The sequence below is a fragment of the Parashewanella tropica genome (assembly GCF_004358445.1).
In the GTDB taxonomy this organism is placed as follows: Bacteria; Pseudomonadota; Gammaproteobacteria; order Enterobacterales; family Shewanellaceae; genus Parashewanella; species Parashewanella tropica.
Map to the genome: position 1 here is coordinate 2,467,441 of NZ_CP037951.1, position 16,328 is coordinate 2,483,768.

A 16,328-nucleotide genomic window follows, 5' to 3' on the forward strand; every position below is an offset into this window, starting at 1 on the left:
GATAGCAAGGCGTAGCTTGCAGCAAGTAGCCATTCTACTTGCAAAAGTTACAACACAGCTAGCGGTCATTTTGGCAAGCTTGCGGGCGTAGAGCCTTCACTCAATGACTGAAAGATGAGATGAGTTAAACCATATTGTATTTAATCATTTTTAAAGCGTTCAACTGATGTTTTTAGGTTAACAATTAATGATAAAACCACTACCAACACTTGTTGTCTTCTGTAAAAGACCAAAGCTACACCAAGGCAAACAACGCCTAACAGAAGGTACAAGCCCCGAAAATGCGTTAGAGATTGCCAAAGCTTTACTGAGTTGCGCCATAGAAGACGCAAAAACTTGGAAAGGTAATGTTGTGCTAGCGTGTGCTCATCAACAAGATGAGCGCTGGATGCAAGCCCAATTACCTGAAGCAGAGGTGATGTCGCAATTGCCACTAGGAGAAGAAGGTAATCTTGGTAAGCGCCTTAACTATATTGATTCAACATTAAGAAGTCAGGGACATAAGCAAATCCTTTACATAGGTACTGATGCCCCAATCTTGAGTGAAAGTCATTATTCATCAACACTGTCGGCTCTCAAAGACCATGATATCGTACTGAACCATGCTGATGATGGTGGTGTCGTCATTATGGCAAATAATCACCCTTGGCCTTATATCAGCCAGCTTTCATGGAGTACAAACACACTTGGCAAAGAGCTGGAAAATGCGTGCCAAACTCATCAATTATCTGTGACTTCAGCCCTTAGTGGTTACGATATTGATTATGTCTCCGATATCAAAAAGCTCTACCAAGATCTCCAAACTGATTTACGTCCAGCGCGACAATACCTGCTTTCTTTAATTACTGATTTATTTTCTTTGGATGTTCTCAAAATGACACAGAATTCCCAATGCTGTAGTACCAGCACAGAAACCAATGTTTCAGATAACAACACCCATAATGTTGTTAAAGATTATTATGGAAAAGTACTTGAAAGCTCGGAGGATCTTCAAACCAACGCTTGCTGCACCGATGATGACTTATCATCTCAAATGAAAACCGTACTATCCAACATCCATGACGAGGTACTTACCCGTTACTATGGCTGTGGATTGGTGACTCCTGAATCTCTCGAAGGTTGCCATATTCTTGATCTAGGCTGTGGTGCTGGACGTGATTGCTATGCCCTAGCCCAATTAGTTGGCGAAACTGGTTCTGTCATTGGTGTTGATATGACTGATGAGCAGCTTGCTGTTGCCAACAAACATATTGAGTATCACCAGCATAAATTTGGCTACGCCGAGCCAAACACACGTTTTTTAAAAGGCTACATTGAAAGACTCAACGAGCTTAACATTCCTGACAACAGCATTGATATTGTCATATCAAACTGCGTCATTAATTTAAGCCCAGATAAACATGCGGTACTCAAAGAAGTCTTTCGCATTCTAAAGCCTGGTGGTGAGATCTATTTTTCAGATGTATATGCCGATAGACGCGTTCCTCAACAATTAGTTGACGATCCACTACTATATGGAGAATGTCTAAGTGGTGCGCTGTATTGGAATGACTTTGAAAATATCGCCAAACAAGTAGGTTTTGCCGAACCAAGATTAGTGACAAGTCGTGCCATAACGATTGATAACCCTGAGCTTGCTGCAAGGCTGAAAGATATCCAATTTACATCTGCAACTTACCGTTTATTTAAAGCAGAACACCTTGAGCCTCAACCACAAAACTATGGTCAGCAAGTTACCTATTTAGGCACTATTGCTGAGCATGAAACTGAATGGCAAATAGATGACACCACTTGTTTTACACGTGGCGTAACTACTCACGTTAGCGGAAATATATGGCACACCCTAAAGCAGTCTCGCTTTAGTCAACACTTCGTGTTTACCGATGAAGGTGAAGGTCACCTAGGTTTCTATCAATCACAAGCACTGAGAACAAGCGCTGATTTTGACTTTCAAAAAAGCTTAAGTAACACAAGTGCGAGCTGTTGTGCACCGACACAAACTACCAAAAAGAGTTGTTGCTAATGAGTACGGCAGAGCAAGTGAATCATTGGACACACACGCCCTTAGGTGATGTACGAGGCTACATACAACCTCACTCCCTAAAAGAGTTGTGGTTTCATACTGGAACCAAATGCAACTTAGAGTGTGATTTTTGCTTGGAGGGCTCTAGCCCTTCAGACAAACGCTTGCTGTCACCAAAACTTGAAGAAGTGATGCCTTTAATCGATGAAGCGATTGAAATGGGCGTAGAGCAATTTTCGTTTACAGGTGGTGAGCCTTTCTTAGCCAAAGATATTATCGCCATCTTAGACTACGCCTCGCAATTCAAGCCTTGTTTAGTACTCACAAACGGTACAGAACCTCTACTCAAGCGATTAGATGCGCTTATCGCTTTAAAAACGAAAAATCAGCACCCGATTTCGTTTCGTATAAGCATCGACTCCCCTAATGAACACAAGCACGACTTAGGGCGTGGCCATGGTAATTTTACCAAAGCCTTTATCGGCATGAGAAAGCTACATGAACAGGGTTTTTCAGTGTCTTTAGCAAGGCATATTGAGAATGGTGAAGATCAAGCTCAGGTTGATAAACAGTTCCAAAATTTATTTGTTCTTAATGGCTTACCAGCAGACATGAACATTGTGGCATTTCCAGACTTTCTACCGCCCAATTCATTGCCTCATGTACCGCACATTACCACACATTGTATGACGGCTTATCAGACGGAAGAACAGCGCAATAACTACATGTGTGCGAACTCAAAGATGATCATTAAGAAAGGCAATGCACTGCAGGTTTACGCATGTACTTTGGTTGATGATGATCCTGATTACTTTATGGGTAACAGTCTGCAAGAAAGTATGCCTAAAAAGGTCAATCTTAAACACCATCGATGCTACAGCTGCTTTGCCCATGGCGCCAGTTGTAGCGAGATGTGATGGAAAAATTGTAGATAAATACTATCGGGAGAGAAGTAATGAAATCCATTCTATTTTTATGTACAGGAAACTCTTGCCGTAGTCAGATGGCTCATGGCTTTGCCAATAAAATCTTGGCAGAACAATTTGACTGTTATTCAGCAGGTGTTGAATCTCACGGTCTTAACCCATCAGCCGTGCAAGTAATGCAAGAAGTCGGTATTGATATCAGCACTCATGAATCAAACACCCTTGATCAATACCACGATAAAGATTTTGACTATGTGGTTGCGGTTTGCGAACACGCAGCCAACAACTGCCCTACTTTCACTCAAGAAACTCAGCTGATCAAACGTCAGTTTGACGATCCACCTAAATTGGCAAAAGAAGCAAGCTCTACCGAAGAAGCGTTAAATCATTACCGTCGAGTAAGAGATGAAATACATAATTGGGTTTCAGGTTTATCTAGATTGAATTAAGTAAAAGAATAAGGAATAAACATGTTAGCAATCATTGGTGGCACAGGCATTTACAATATCGACGGACTGGTTACCGTTGAAAAGCATGAGATCACTACGCCATTTGGCAAACCTTCTACTGAAATTGTCCGTGGTGTTTTTCATGGTAAAGAAATTTTATTTTTGCCTCGTCATGGTAATAACCACCAGCTATTACCCTCGGAGGTAAACTACAAAGCCAATATTTGGGCACTCAAAAGCCTAGGCGTAAAACAAATCATCGGGCTTTCTGCTGTTGGTAGTCTTCAACAAGAAGTCGCGCCTGGTGACTTAGCCATTGCCGATCAGTATTTTGACTTCGTAAAAGGTCATCGTGAAAAAACATTTTTTGGGAATGGTTTAGTTGCTCACGTTTCAACGGCAGAACCTACCTGCTCTTCCCTAGCCGACAAAATATCTGAAGCCGCAGCCAAATGCGATATTACCCTACACAGAAACAAAACCTACGCTTGTGTTGATGGACCAAGATTAGGCACTAGATCTGAAAGTTTATTCTTAAAGAACGCGGTAAACGCTGATTTAGTGGGAATGACCAATGTTCCCGAGGTGTTCTTAGCGAGAGAAGCCCAAATCTGTTATTGCACCATAGGTATTGCAACTGATTACGACTGTTGGCAAGACGATTCAGCTCATCACGTTACGGTTGAGCAAGTGATCAGTCGCTACGGCACTAGTTTAGAAAAGGCAAAATTAGTGTTAGCTACTTACATTCAAGGAGCTCAAGCTGTTTGTCAAAGCCGTTGTAATCACTCACTTGAAAATGCTGTGTTAACACCAGTTGAAGTTTTGTCTGAAGAAAATAAGCAATTGTTTGAGGTATTGTCTGCTTAGATTTTTGCACTCTTCCCAAAAGTCTTGATTATTTTATAAGTTAAATCACCGTTGGAAGCTTGAACCTGAAAAGGCTTCCTTCAATATCACTGTATATTGGTTAATTATTAGCGATATTATGGTTGAGCTTAATTTGGCGAAATAAAAATTTCGGCTCCATTGCTAATTGCGTTGCCATAGCGCTGTGCTTGCTTATCCCAATATACGATATAACACTGAACTATTTTCCAACCTTTATCCACATCCGCAGTATATTCGATCCCTTTTGGTGTTTGGGTGAACCCTTTAGGTAATTCGTTGGTAAATTTAAAATCTATAAAATATTGAGGCAATAGATCTGAATTTGGAACCTCACAAGTCAAATTCGCTGTCTGATCTTTTTTGATATGTACTTGACGGGGTTCAAGGGTTATTTTAGGCGCAGCAGCAAAAACACTTGCGGAGACAAGTAATGTCAACAGAAATAATGCTTTCATGGTGATTACTCCAATAACTAGTTATCATTATTTAAAAAAGCCACGATTTTTGTGGCAATCGTTCGCTTAATGTAACCTTCATGCTCACCGAGCATTTGATATATACCCTTTATTTTTAACAGCGTGTAGAGTTGACCTCTGATTTCTGTTTTAAGTAAAGTCTTTCTATCTACACCATAGAATTTTTGTGCAATCTCGTTATCAATACCGTCTAAGCCATTAATTGCCTTTGATTGATTCCTATTTAAGTTGCGTAATAAACGGCTTTAGATAAACCCTTTTAATGGAATACTAAAGCCTTTCATAATTAGTCTCCTGTTGGTAAAACCATAATTTCCAGACTGTTACTGATTGAAACTCCTACGCGCCCTGCTTTGGTATCAAAATAATTTACGAAACATTGAATTTGTAGATAGTCGGGGGCTTTTTGAACAGTATACTGAATCCCTGTCGCAGTTTGTGCAAAGCCGTAAGGTAAGCTAGGTAGAATATAATTCTTACCGTTGATGATGTAATCAGGGATAAATGATTTACCATGCTCATTACAATTAATTTGAATGGTTTGACCTAAGTGGGCGTATCGTTGCGTTTTATCAATGATTAGTCGTGGTGCATCTGGATTTGATTCGGCCTGAACGCTACCAGCAAGTGCAACCAGTAATATTAATATTTTCATTGCCGTTACCCTTACTTCTGATTGTAATTACTCTCAGGTGTGATCACTGCATTTACACTCGGCTTGGCACCATTCGTACTGAACGCATCAGGATTAGTCAATGTTCCAATTATGATGGTATCACTGGTGTCGGTATCGAATATTTTAACAATTTGATCAGTCTGCTTGTCTCCATACCACGCGTTTGATTTACAGACGGTTTCAAAGGGGTAATTTTGCCCTTCTAAATAAATCAGCTGGGTATCGCTCTCGTTACAATTTTTGTTATCCGTGTACAATATTTGACAATTAGAGCCTTTTAAATCGCACCCAAAAGCAAATTCATGTGTGGGATTATTTTTGGCAAACGAATAAGCCATATTTATGCTATCGGTTTTCGCAAAATACCAATCCCCTATCTTAACAGGGGATGCAACAGCCGTCGTCGTAACAGCTGTGATTAAAAGTAAAGTTTTCATGGTGTGTATATCTCTATATAGACCTTTACCGCATGGCTATACCACGAGAAGTGTTAACTTTTCGTTTAAACGATAATTTTTAAACCGACAAAAAACCTCTAATAAACACGCTAACTTTAATTCAAAATGTATCAAACATAGCTGTATGAAGACTTAACGTAAGTATGTTTCTTATCAATAGGGTGTGATTTAAATTCAGATTTCAATACCCTAGATAAGTAGCAAGGTATAGCTTTGACATTTCTGGCTTAAGTATGATGCATTTCTTTAGTTATTAGCTAAATGAGTTAACTTACGTCCAGCTGAACAAAATAGTTTTTTACTTCCCCTTTGTATAAATTATCTACTAAACAGTAATGCAGTAGTGATAAAGTCTAAGCTAGATACCCGCCTAAACCCATAACATAAATGGTTAGTGAATAAATACTGCAATCAGTAAAGGAGTAACTACCATGAAACTACTATTACTTACTTCATTAATTACCACTAGTTTACTGGCGCAGCCTTTACCAAAAGACAAATTACCGGAACCACAATTAATTCTGGAACCCACTTACCAAAGCATCGACTTGGGTACTCAAACAGATATGAATTGTGCAAGAATTGATATGAGAAGTCTTTTACCCAATTATTACATCAATGGGACTTCATACTCTTCTACTCTACGAATTTACCTTCTGGTTTCAGTATTTCTAATCAAGGAGCATTGGTTTATACCAACATCGATGCACAGCCAAGATTTATCGTAGTGCAATGTCATGCCTTGTTATGGAGTATTGATCGCAACAGTTATATCAATGTGATTAGTAATACTGCTTTTATCAATGTAAAAGCACAATAATTAGAAAAGAGGAAAATTATGAGCGTTGCCCCCATAGGTATTCCAATCGCGTCGCCACCTGCGAACACTTATGACCAGAAATCATTATCACCTGAAACAAGGTTACTGCTAGCTCATGCTGTCTTTTTTATCAATTTGCCTAGTGTTTCATTCACAAAGTTGCCGGTAGCATTAGCAACATCCGCATTGGCTGCATTCTTTCACGCTATGGCTGAACCTAAGCCACAAGAACAATTCCCTAAAAGCGCAATGAGTAAATGGCTTTCTGAAATGGCATTTGACTCAATCAGGGCAATCGTCCCTCCACCATTGGAAGTAATGATATGAGTGCTCAATTATCGTTTGCGTCCCCACCACGGCAAAACCAATCCGATAACCAATTAACCACATATCTAGCATTCAAAGCATGTATCTTCATGGTCAAAAGTCCCTCCATGATATTTACCTATTTACCGATAGGGCTTGGTTCGACAGCCTTAGCGACTTTTTCCCATGGCGTAAATGTATCAGCCACCAGAGAACAATTTAATGAAGTTACTTGGAAAGTAATTCAGTGTTTGAATAATCACGCTCAAGTGGCACTGCATTTCCTACTGCCTTTTAAAATAGAGTTACTAGTATGAGCTTACCACCACTAATTTACATCAACGAACAAACACCAATGATGTACTACTCACCAGAGCATGATGATATTTTAGAAAATGCTTTGGCAAAAGGTCCAAAGGGAGGGAAGTTCACATTTAGCATCCAAATTGAAGGGAGAATAGAACAAATCACCTTTTCGATAGTACGCACGCAAGGAACAGGCGTATATTGTCAGATCCAGCAACCGGCTCTGCGATTGCATCCTCCATACAGATCTAAAAATATTCAAGACTCTCTATGTAAAGCTATCACTCTTTTTTTTCATAAGAAAAGTTTGGGGGAAGCTAATAGCTACAGCAGTGACATTCGGCTCTATAACCCAGTTTATGAGAGGTAAACATTATGAAAGCTATATTACTCACAGCATTGCTGACGACAGGTGTATATGCCGATATTCCAAAATTAACAATTTCTCCCCTAGAGCAAACGACAAGTGTTGGAGGAACGGTGAACGTAAATTGCGATACGCACGGCAGTCCCTTTACTCCGAATTACACTATAAACAAGCAAGATTACACTGTGGTAAATTTACCTTTTGGAGTGTATTCCACGGCGACTGGAATACTGTTAAGAGGACCCGCAACCAGTAAGATAGGTGAGATCGAAGTAGAGTGCTACATCACTTATTACGATCCCAATCAACACAGATTTTTCAGCGAAGTCAGTAATCCAGCATGTATTAAAGTCACCAAAAAAGGGGAACACAGTCATGAAACTATTACTATTGGCAGCTGTAATAAGCAGTACAGCATTGGCTGAACCAACCATTCATTCTTTTGAAAATTGGAGAGTTATAGGCTCTGAACAGGCACAAATAGCAACACCTTCTTCACCAACCAGAGCCAAAATGTTTTTTGGTTGCACAAACGGTACTGACTGTTCACTATCATTTGTTGATACCACTAAACCATGTATAGACGGCCATCAACAAACCATGTTGTTAGACTTTCAGGTAATGGATAGTAAGCTTCCTAATTTATTAGGCTTAAACTCGACCTGTAAAAATGACTCTTGGATAGATAAGGAACAAAGCGATATCGAGAATTTTGTTTACTACAGTTTCTATTATGACATTTTAAATAATCCTTACTCCGCACAACTCAATGTCATTTATTCAAACCGAACTACGTTTGCCAGTTATCCGTTAAAAGGATTATCTAAGGCTGTGCACTCCGTTATAAAACCAGCCAGTAATTACAGTTTGTGGTGACCACGAAAGTGCTATCTTCTCCGTGATTATCGGCAAGTATAGATTTGACTCAAGTGAGCTCAAAACTGGAGCGTCTTTTAGTGCATAATTCTAGACATAATTGATGACAAAAAACTGAATTTGTGTTTTTCTGCTGTTGCCTTAATTAAGTCGGAGAAATTATGAGTACAAAGCATCAAATATTGTTTTTGTCGCATGGTGGTGGCCCTTTACCACTTTTAGGTGACTCGGCACATGATGAAATGCTCAACAGCTTAAAAAGCATTTCATCAATGTTACGTAAGCCATCTGCTATTTTGGTTATAAGTGCACATTGGGAAGAAAAAGTACCGACAATTACAGCCAATGCAGAACCATCAATTATCTATGATTATTATGGATTTCCTGAGGAAGCTTACAATATTAAATATCCTTGTGGGGGAGAGCCTGCTCTTGCAAAGAAAATCCACGAAAAACTAAATATTTCAGGCATTGATTCTGACCTTGATGAGGAAAGAGGTTTTGATCACGGCCTCTATGTTCCACTAAAAATAATGTATCCAGAAGCCGATATTCCCTGTGTTCAGTTATCACTTAAGAATAACTTAAGCCCGATTGAACACATACGGCTAGGTCAAGCTCTGCAAGATTTGGACTATGGAAATCTTCTTATTGTGGGATCAGGCTTTACCTTTCACAATTTGAAGGCTTACTTTCAGCGCGATACTACAGAAACAAAAATGCTGAATGAATCTTTTGAGTCTTGGTTATTGGATACATGCTCTAATAAAAATTTCACCGAAGAAGAGCGAGTCAAGAAGCTATGCGAATGGGAAAAAGCACCGGGAGCTCGCTTTTGCCAGCCTAGAGAAGATCACCTATTGCCTTTGCATGTTTGTTACGGTGTAGCGAATTCTGCATGTACAGAATCATATACTTTGAAGATCAATAATAAGAAGACAAGTATGTATTTCTGGCAAACTTAGAACTGTAAATAAATCAACAAAAACAGTCGCCAAAGCGACTGTTCAAGACTTATAAGTAACCGTCTACATTTGAATATCTTTAGCAACACAGTTGATAACGGGATAATCATTATTGCTTCTCATATCCCATATAGCTGTTGTTTCAGAATCTTGAATCATTCCATCTGCATTATCATCACAATACAACATCAGCTTTTGATCACTTGAATAGTGTTGTCCGCTCACAGGTAACCAGTTTCTAAATGGAGAATCAGTAGTGGTATTGTTTCGATGTAATGGCCCTGGTAAAAATCCGGGAGTTTCTGCCGTAACAGCCTCATTACCTTTTAGCTGATTACTCGTGTAGCCAGAGCCTCCAATACTGCGAACAACATAAACATTATTAGAACCCGATTGTACAACTCCATCTCGAGTTGTATTTCTATCCCAATGACTATTCACAATCTGAGCAGGTATTCCAGTACCAGAGTTTTTCGAAACCAAGCCATGATGAAAACTTCCACCACTGACTTGGCTGCTCCGAGTTAAGCTATTGATGATAGTTGGCTTCATATCAGCCGTTCCAGACTGTAATCGCCATTGCGCAACCAAACCAGCTGCGGTACTGCTTGCATTCACTTTAGGATTTGCTGAGTAGCTAGAAATAATTTTAGTTTTAGCCGCTTGCGAACCCACTATACCTCCAACCGTATGGCCATCGCTCACTTCTCCCAAAGCAAAGCTACTGAGTATCACATTTCCGGGAAGTGACATTTGCCCGTTGATGTTTTTCGATTGCCCAACTTTGAACTCACCAACTAAACCTCCAACAATCCCTGAACTACGTCCTTTAACGTTGGCTTTGCTGTAAGATGAAATAATGCTACCACCAGCCATAATACCAACTAAGCCACCAGCACGAGTAGATTCAACACTGCCAGCACTATGAGAAAAAGCAATAGTAACCGAAGGCTTAAAGATTTCGGTGTCACTGCAAGGTGTTTTAGAGCAAAACTCGAATAAGTAGTATGATGGACGAACTTCACCAATTAAAGCTCCTGCGGCTCCCGTCTGGCTTGCCACTTTTCCATTAACAGAAACATTTTTAATTTGAGTAAATCCAGATATTGAACCTTGATTTGGTGATGCTATGTAACCTACGACTCCTCCTACATAACGTGCCCTGATAGCGCTATCATTTGGATCGATAAAACCATTGATATTAACAGCGTCTAAGGTTAAGTTTCGAATGTTAGCGTTTCTTGAGAAACCAAATAGTCCTAAAGCATGTTCTGATCTATTGATGTATAAATTGGAAATTTTAAAATTATTTCCCTCGAATATCCCATCAAACATATTGCTTGGGTATTTATTTCCAATAGGTTGCCAGCCACCATTTAGGTCGCCACCTTCGGCATATTTTGTACCTGAAAAATCAAGGCTTTTGGTTAATTCATAGCCATTACAGCCTGATGCAACACACCCATCACTCTTGTTCTCGGTACCATCGTGATAACCTGTACCATTGAGGTTATTCCGAATATTATTGAGCATCTCGACTGAAGAAATCTCAATCAATCCATCGTTATCGTCGTCCACATCAATAGAGTCAATAACACCGTCTTTATCTTGATCTGGCGGAATAGGAAGAGTGGTCGCTTGTGCAGTTTTACCGCTACTCGCAATATCACCTGCACCTAGAGAACATAAACGGATGTTGTAACTAACATTGCCCTCTAAATTATCGAGCTTATACTCTTGAATGTTATGCGCTAATTTCAGGCTTTGTCCTGCACTGCAACCGACAGGAATCTCGCTATCTTTGGCATAGGCTAACTTTAATGAAAGATAACGATCAGCACTAGGTTTGTCCCAAGATAGATTGATAAAACCTTCTCCTGCATTTGCCTGCAAGTTAGAAACATCTTCAATGCTAACTTTTAAAGCCGTTAAATTAGCAGTAATACCAGTAGAGACATTTTCACCATCAGATGTGCAGATGCGGAAACTGTATTCCTTCCCAGGTATTAAGGAGGTGAATGTATGCTGAGTGTTCTTATCTAATCGAGCAAAAGCATCTCCTTTACTTTGCTCGCATGTATCTGGGGCTAACTTCCCATCTTTTCGGTTTATATGAATTTGTTTAACTTTATCGTCGCTTGGTATATCCCAATTTAGCTTAATATTATTTCCATCAACTATCGCAGAGGCTTTAGCAACTTCCGATAGCTTAGCCCCTGTTGGAGTTGAGTTTGATTTGTCAGATCCTCCCCCTCCTCCACAAGCCGCCAATGTTGGAATCAACATTAATGATAAATACTTTTTTTCAAAACCCATTGTTAACCTCTGTCCATGAAAACATAAAAGCCAGCACATAAATGAGCTGGCTAGATATAGTTTACATAAAATTAACAATGTAAAAATTAACAGTCTTAATTTTTAAGGAATAAAACGTAATGGTTTCAGGATCATGTCGGGTTATTATGAATGACATACTAAAAATGGCTGAAAAACAGTCAAAAAACTACCTTTTAGCTATATATTGACTTGATTCTAAAAAGAAAAACTTATCTTTTATCAAGATTCTCTTTCAAATTATTCAAGCCTTGCTGTAAGTCGTTACCAATTTGAGTTTCAAAATCAATGAACAGGAACATGATATTCATTGGATAATCTAAATGCCCTTTGAATCCCCAGCTGACTTTAGTGCTATTATCACCACTTTGAGATGTTGTCATATAAGCGGGTGATGTTGCTACGAATGGTTTAATAAATCTTAATTCGAACTCAATACGCTTATTAGGCGTAATGCTTGTTATTTCTTGTTCGCCTACACCTACATCGGGGTTGTCACTTTCCCATTTTGAGACAAACCCAACAGTGCCATCTACCCCTGAATAAGAGCGTTTAATGTTTGGGTCTAGCATTCCCCATGTTGCATAATTATTTTGGTTTTGCAGTAATTTCACATACGAGAACACTTTGCTGACAGGTTTATTGATAACCACACTACGTTCGACTTCATAATGTGTTTTGATAAATAAAGCGGCGATGAATGGAATAGCAATGACAATTAGAATCCCGATTGATATTTTTTTTAGCATTTTTTTATCCTTTATCGGTAGATTATGGTTGTGTATAAGGTACAGAATATCGGATTTTGTGCAAGCGGGTATTTTGACAATGAAATTTCTTATCTCCCCTTCAGGTCTGTTGATGTGTATGTCAATAAAAGAGAAGAATTATGAAGTGGATAATATTTGCAGGACTTCTTGGTTTTAGTGGCTTTATACACAGCCAGACACTAGAGAGTTTCTCTAAAGAAAGTAGTGCTGAGTCCCCTGTATTCATGGAGCTATACACATCCCAAGGTTGTAATAGTTGCCCACCAGCTGAAACTTGGATCTCCTCTTTTGTCGACAACAAGCAATTATGGCAGCGCTACTTCCCTATCGCCTTTCATGTCACCTATTGGAATTATCTAGGTTGGAAAGATCCTTTTTCGCAACGCCAATTTAGTAAACGTCAATATAAGCATTTAAATGCTCTGAACATTAGACAAGTCTACACCCCTGAGTTTGTGGTTAATGGTCATGAATGGCGTGGTTGGTTCGAGAGAAACGTAAAGCAAATAACAGAATTACCTAGCAAAGACGTTGGGAAATTAAAGGTTGAGATTAGCCGAAGTAACCTTAAAGCCCAATTTAAACCATCTGATAAAAATGGGCTTAACTCTCAGGATTACAAGCTCTATGTATCATTGATTGGAAGTGGCTATCACACTCCAATCACACGAGGAGAAAATCGCAATAAGACGCTTCAGCAAGACTTTGTCGCATTAACACTCAGTGGCTTTAACCTCAATAATAACTTCAGTGTCAGTGAAGCCTTGCCTGCTATACCCAAATCATCAAAGCAAGCGCCTAAATTAGCTTGGGTTGTATGGGTTGAATACAAAGGAAAGGCCATCCAGGCCGTTGGCGATTGGCTCAGCACTCCTTATCTATAGAAAATTGAGTAAGGAAACTCAGTAATTCTTTTGTCTTTTCTTGCATTAAGCGCTTATCAGCCCTTGATTCAAGATTTAGACGAACCAGTGGCTCTGTATTGGAGCATCGCAGGTTAAATCGCCATTGTTTTCCCGAATCAGCAAAAGTCATAGAAATACCGTCAGTGTTATCGACCTCAATAGCTTGCGAACCAAATTCAGCTAATACTGATCGCTTTGCTAATTCAGGATCTATGATTTTTAAATTGATTTCACCTGAAGATGGATAATGGGAGATCCGTTCAGAAACCATCTCTGATAATGGCTGTTCTTTGATCGATAATAACTCTGCAACCAGTAACCAAGGGATCATACCGGAATCACAATAGTGGAAATCCCTAAAGTAGTGATGGGCTGACATTTCTCCACCGTATATTGCGTTTTCGGCTCGCATTCGCTCTTTAATAAAAGCGTGACCCGTTTGACTCATGATCGGCTGACCACCAGCATTTTTTACAATATCTTGGGTATTCCAAATAAGCCTTGGATCGTGAATGATTGGCTCGCCACTGCTTTTCTGTAAAAACATTTCAGCTAGAAGTCCGACGATATAATACCCTTCAATAAACTGCCCTGTTTCGTCAAATAAAAAACAACGATCAAAATCACCATCCCATGCAATGCCAAAGTCTGCCTTGTGAGCCAAAACAGCATCAATCGTAACTTGACGATTCTCGATTAATATCGGGTTGGGAATACCATTTGGAAAGGTTTCATCTGGCTCATGAAATACTTTGATAAACTCAATTGGCACATCAAGCCTTTCAAATTGACCTTCAAGGGCATCTATCACATGACCTGCTGCACCATTACCAGAGTTAACAACCAGCTTTAGTGGTCTTAGTTTAGATACATCGATATAGCTCAGAAGGTGCTGTACATAAGGAGCTAAAATAGATTGAACTTGGTAAGAGCCCAAACAAGCATCTTCCGTGATTTCATCTTTCCATGGTTTAGTTTCTGCGAGTGATTTGATGGCTAATAATTCAGTACCGCCAGACAAAGGAATACTTTGCTCACGTACTAACTTCATCCCGTTGTAGTCGATAGGATTATGAGAGGCGGTCACCATAATACCGCCGCCAGCATTAAGGTGGGGAACTGCAAAGTAAATTTCTTCAGTACCGACCAGCCCAATATCAATGGTATCGACGCCTTCAGCTTGTAAACCTTGGCTTAATGCCAACTTTAATGATTCACTCGTCGCCCTCGCATCTCCGCCAATTACGACTGATTTCGGTTTAATCACTCTCGCATAAGCTCTACCAATATCGTAGGCGATGTTTTCATTCAATTCTGTACCTAATCGACCACGAATATCATAACTTTTAAAGCAGGTTAATGGCATGTTTTAAGCTCTTCCGTAATCATCTTTGTAACGAACAATATCATCTTCACCTAGATAAGAACCTGACTGTACTTCTATCAATTCAAGATTTACTAAACCTGGGTTTTCTAAAGCGTGAACACTTCCTACTGGGATATAAGTAGATTGATTTTCTGTAAGCAAAATCTCTTTATCGTCTTTCGTCACCTTAGCCGTACCTTTTACCACGACCCAATGCTCAGCTCTATGGTGATGCATCTGTAACGATAGTTTCGCCCCTGGTTTTACCGTAATCCGCTTAACTTGAAAACGATCACCAGCATCAATACAGTCATACTTGCCCCAAGGTCGGTATACTTCGCGGTTATGTTTAGTTTCTTTACGACCTTGAGCATCTAACTCTGCAACAATTTGTTTAACCTGTTGTACGTCGCTTCGCTTAGAGACTAACACCGCATCTTTAGTATCCACTATTACCACATCGTCTAAGCCGATGGTAGCCACCAACCTATCATTGGAAGAAATCAGTGAATTATTGGTATTAAGTGTTAAAACATCGCCTTTACATACATTTCCACGTTCATCTTTAGCTTCGATGTCCCAAAGCGATGACCAACTACCTACGTCACTCCATTGAGCATCCAATGGCACAACTACCGCAGCTTTAGTGTTTTCCATCACCGCATAATCAATGGATTCATCAGGGCAAGACTCAAAAATGTCACTGTCGTATCGATAAAAATCAATATCGGATTTTTGGGTTTCAAATGCGGCTTTACATACTTTGTAGATATCAGGTCGGTAAGATTCTAATTCATTTAGGTAAACACTGGCTTTAAACATAAACATGCCACTATTCCAGTGATATTGTTTACTTTCAAAGTATAATTTTGCCGTTTCTAAGTCAGGCTTTTCTACAAAATGTGCCACTTCAAAACCTTTCTCGACAGCCTGACCCAGCTTGATATAACCAAAGCCGGTTTCTGCTTTTGTGGGGACAACACCAAAGGTCACTAAATTGCCCTGCTCAGCTAAATGGTTTGCTTTTTCTACAGCAGACACAAATGCTGGCTCATTTTTAATAATGTGATCCGACGCCAAAATGAGCAAAACAGGGTCTTCGCCAAAATCGAGAGCATGGAATGCAGCTAAGGCTACTGCGGGAGCAGTATTTCTACCATAAGGCTCTAGTATAATATCGGCTTGAGAAGAAGAGGCCCTGAGCTGCTCAGCAACGATAAATCGATGTTGTGAATTACAAATAATGGTGGGCGTTTGATGAGGAATTGAAGCCAATCGATTGAGTGTGGATTGCATCAAAGTGGTTTCACCGTCTAGCGATAAAAACTGCTTTGGAAAAAACTGGCGTGAAAGCGGCCAAAGTCGAGTGCCTGAACCTCCAGCCATTATTATCGGTCGAATATTAGCCATCCCA

At 39.7% G+C, this 16,328-nt stretch carries 19 protein-coding genes; 12 read left to right on the top strand and 7 right to left on the bottom strand.

What is annotated here, in order from left to right; all coding sequences use genetic code 11:
- Positions 1–187: 187 nt before the first annotated feature.
- Genes E2H97_RS19000 through mtnP form a run of 4 tightly spaced genes read left to right on the top strand, consistent with a single transcriptional unit; the run spans position 188 to position 4,268 of the window.
- Positions 188–2,023, top strand: a complete 1,836-nt coding sequence (locus E2H97_RS19000) for a DUF2064 domain-containing protein (RefSeq protein ID WP_133407155.1) — start codon at positions 188–190, stop codon at positions 2,021–2,023.
- Positions 2,023–2,940: a radical SAM protein gene (locus tag E2H97_RS10850; protein ID WP_133407156.1), complete on the top strand. Its 918-nt coding sequence runs from the start codon at positions 2,023–2,025 to the stop codon at positions 2,938–2,940. Before E2H97_RS19000 ends, E2H97_RS10850 begins: the two co-directional genes overlap by 1 nt.
- A gap of 38 nt (positions 2,941–2,978) precedes the next feature.
- On the top strand, positions 2,979–3,398 hold the full coding sequence (locus E2H97_RS10855) for an arsenate reductase ArsC (protein ID WP_133407157.1): 420 nt from the start codon (positions 2,979–2,981) through the stop codon (positions 3,396–3,398).
- Between the two features lie 21 nt (positions 3,399–3,419).
- Positions 3,420–4,268, top strand: a complete 849-nt coding sequence (gene mtnP, locus E2H97_RS10860) for an S-methyl-5'-thioadenosine phosphorylase (protein WP_133407158.1) — start codon at positions 3,420–3,422, stop codon at positions 4,266–4,268.
- A gap of 128 nt (positions 4,269–4,396) precedes the next feature.
- Here mtnP and E2H97_RS10865 read toward each other — a convergent pair whose 3' ends face one another.
- From E2H97_RS10865 to E2H97_RS10875, 3 genes are all read right to left on the bottom strand, one after another.
- Positions 4,397–4,744, bottom strand: coding sequence for an immunoglobulin domain-containing protein (locus E2H97_RS10865; RefSeq protein WP_133407159.1), 348 nt, complete (start codon positions 4,742–4,744; stop codon positions 4,397–4,399).
- 307 nt (positions 4,745–5,051) lie between these two features.
- Positions 5,052–5,420, bottom strand: coding sequence for a hypothetical protein (locus E2H97_RS10870; RefSeq protein WP_133407160.1), 369 nt, complete (start codon positions 5,418–5,420; stop codon positions 5,052–5,054).
- 11 nt (positions 5,421–5,431) lie between these two features.
- Positions 5,432–5,878, bottom strand: a complete 447-nt coding sequence (locus tag E2H97_RS10875; protein WP_133407161.1) for a hypothetical protein — start codon at positions 5,876–5,878, stop codon at positions 5,432–5,434.
- Positions 5,879–6,330: 452 nt separating this feature from the next.
- Between E2H97_RS10875 and E2H97_RS10880 the strand changes: the two genes are divergently transcribed.
- The 7 genes from E2H97_RS10880 to E2H97_RS10910 all read left to right on the top strand — a co-directional run bounded on the left by E2H97_RS10880 (position 6,331) and on the right by E2H97_RS10910 (position 9,539).
- On the top strand, positions 6,331–6,627 hold the full coding sequence (locus E2H97_RS10880; protein ID WP_133407162.1) for a hypothetical protein: 297 nt from the start codon (positions 6,331–6,333) through the stop codon (positions 6,625–6,627).
- Between the two features lie 110 nt (positions 6,628–6,737).
- Complete coding sequence (locus E2H97_RS10885) at positions 6,738–7,046, top strand: hypothetical protein (RefSeq protein ID WP_133407163.1); 309 nt, start codon at positions 6,738–6,740, stop codon at positions 7,044–7,046.
- Complete coding sequence (locus tag E2H97_RS10890) at positions 7,043–7,342, top strand: hypothetical protein (RefSeq protein ID WP_133407164.1); 300 nt, start codon at positions 7,043–7,045, stop codon at positions 7,340–7,342. Before E2H97_RS10885 ends, E2H97_RS10890 begins: the two co-directional genes overlap by 4 nt.
- A complete protein-coding gene (locus E2H97_RS10895; RefSeq protein WP_133407165.1) occupies positions 7,339–7,701 on the top strand; it encodes a hypothetical protein in 363 nt (120 codons plus the stop codon). Before E2H97_RS10890 ends, E2H97_RS10895 begins: the two co-directional genes overlap by 4 nt.
- A gap of 5 nt (positions 7,702–7,706) precedes the next feature.
- On the top strand, positions 7,707–8,123 hold the full coding sequence (locus E2H97_RS10900) for an immunoglobulin domain-containing protein (RefSeq protein ID WP_133407166.1): 417 nt from the start codon (positions 7,707–7,709) through the stop codon (positions 8,121–8,123).
- Positions 8,074–8,574, top strand: coding sequence for a hypothetical protein (locus E2H97_RS10905; RefSeq protein ID WP_133407167.1), 501 nt, complete (start codon positions 8,074–8,076; stop codon positions 8,572–8,574). The genes E2H97_RS10900 and E2H97_RS10905 overlap by 50 nt, the downstream gene beginning before the upstream one ends.
- Positions 8,575–8,735: 161 nt before the next feature.
- The gene (locus tag E2H97_RS10910; protein ID WP_133407168.1) at positions 8,736–9,539 is read left to right on the top strand and encodes a DODA-type extradiol aromatic ring-opening family dioxygenase; all 804 of its coding nucleotides are present in this window, start codon (positions 8,736–8,738) and stop codon (positions 9,537–9,539) included.
- A 63-nt stretch (positions 9,540–9,602) separates the two neighbouring features.
- Here the strand turns inward: E2H97_RS10910 and E2H97_RS10915 are convergent, their stop codons facing one another.
- Positions 9,603–11,855, bottom strand: a complete 2,253-nt coding sequence (locus E2H97_RS10915; RefSeq protein WP_133407169.1) for a fibronectin type III domain-containing protein — start codon at positions 11,853–11,855, stop codon at positions 9,603–9,605.
- Positions 11,856–12,085: 230 nt separating this feature from the next.
- The gene (locus tag E2H97_RS10920; protein ID WP_133407170.1) at positions 12,086–12,622 is read right to left on the bottom strand and encodes an SRPBCC family protein; all 537 of its coding nucleotides are present in this window, start codon (positions 12,620–12,622) and stop codon (positions 12,086–12,088) included.
- A 140-nt stretch (positions 12,623–12,762) separates the two neighbouring features.
- On the opposite strand from E2H97_RS10920, the gene E2H97_RS10925 reads away from it, so the two are divergent.
- Complete coding sequence (locus tag E2H97_RS10925; protein WP_133407171.1) at positions 12,763–13,527, top strand: DUF1223 domain-containing protein; 765 nt, start codon at positions 12,763–12,765, stop codon at positions 13,525–13,527.
- Here the strand turns inward: E2H97_RS10925 and E2H97_RS10930 are convergent.
- Together E2H97_RS10930 and E2H97_RS10935 are read right to left on the bottom strand one after the other, a co-directional pair.
- Positions 13,508–14,914 carry a phosphohexomutase domain-containing protein gene (locus E2H97_RS10930; protein ID WP_133407172.1) on the bottom strand — a complete coding sequence of 469 codons (1,407 nt, stop codon included), beginning with the start codon at positions 14,912–14,914 and terminating at the stop codon, positions 13,508–13,510. The genes E2H97_RS10925 and E2H97_RS10930 overlap by 20 nt on opposite strands.
- Before the next feature lie 3 nt (positions 14,915–14,917).
- Entirely contained in the window at positions 14,918–16,324 is a 1,407-nt protein-coding gene (locus E2H97_RS10935; protein WP_133407173.1) for a mannose-1-phosphate guanylyltransferase/mannose-6-phosphate isomerase, read from the bottom strand.
- Positions 16,325–16,328 lie beyond the last annotated feature (4 nt).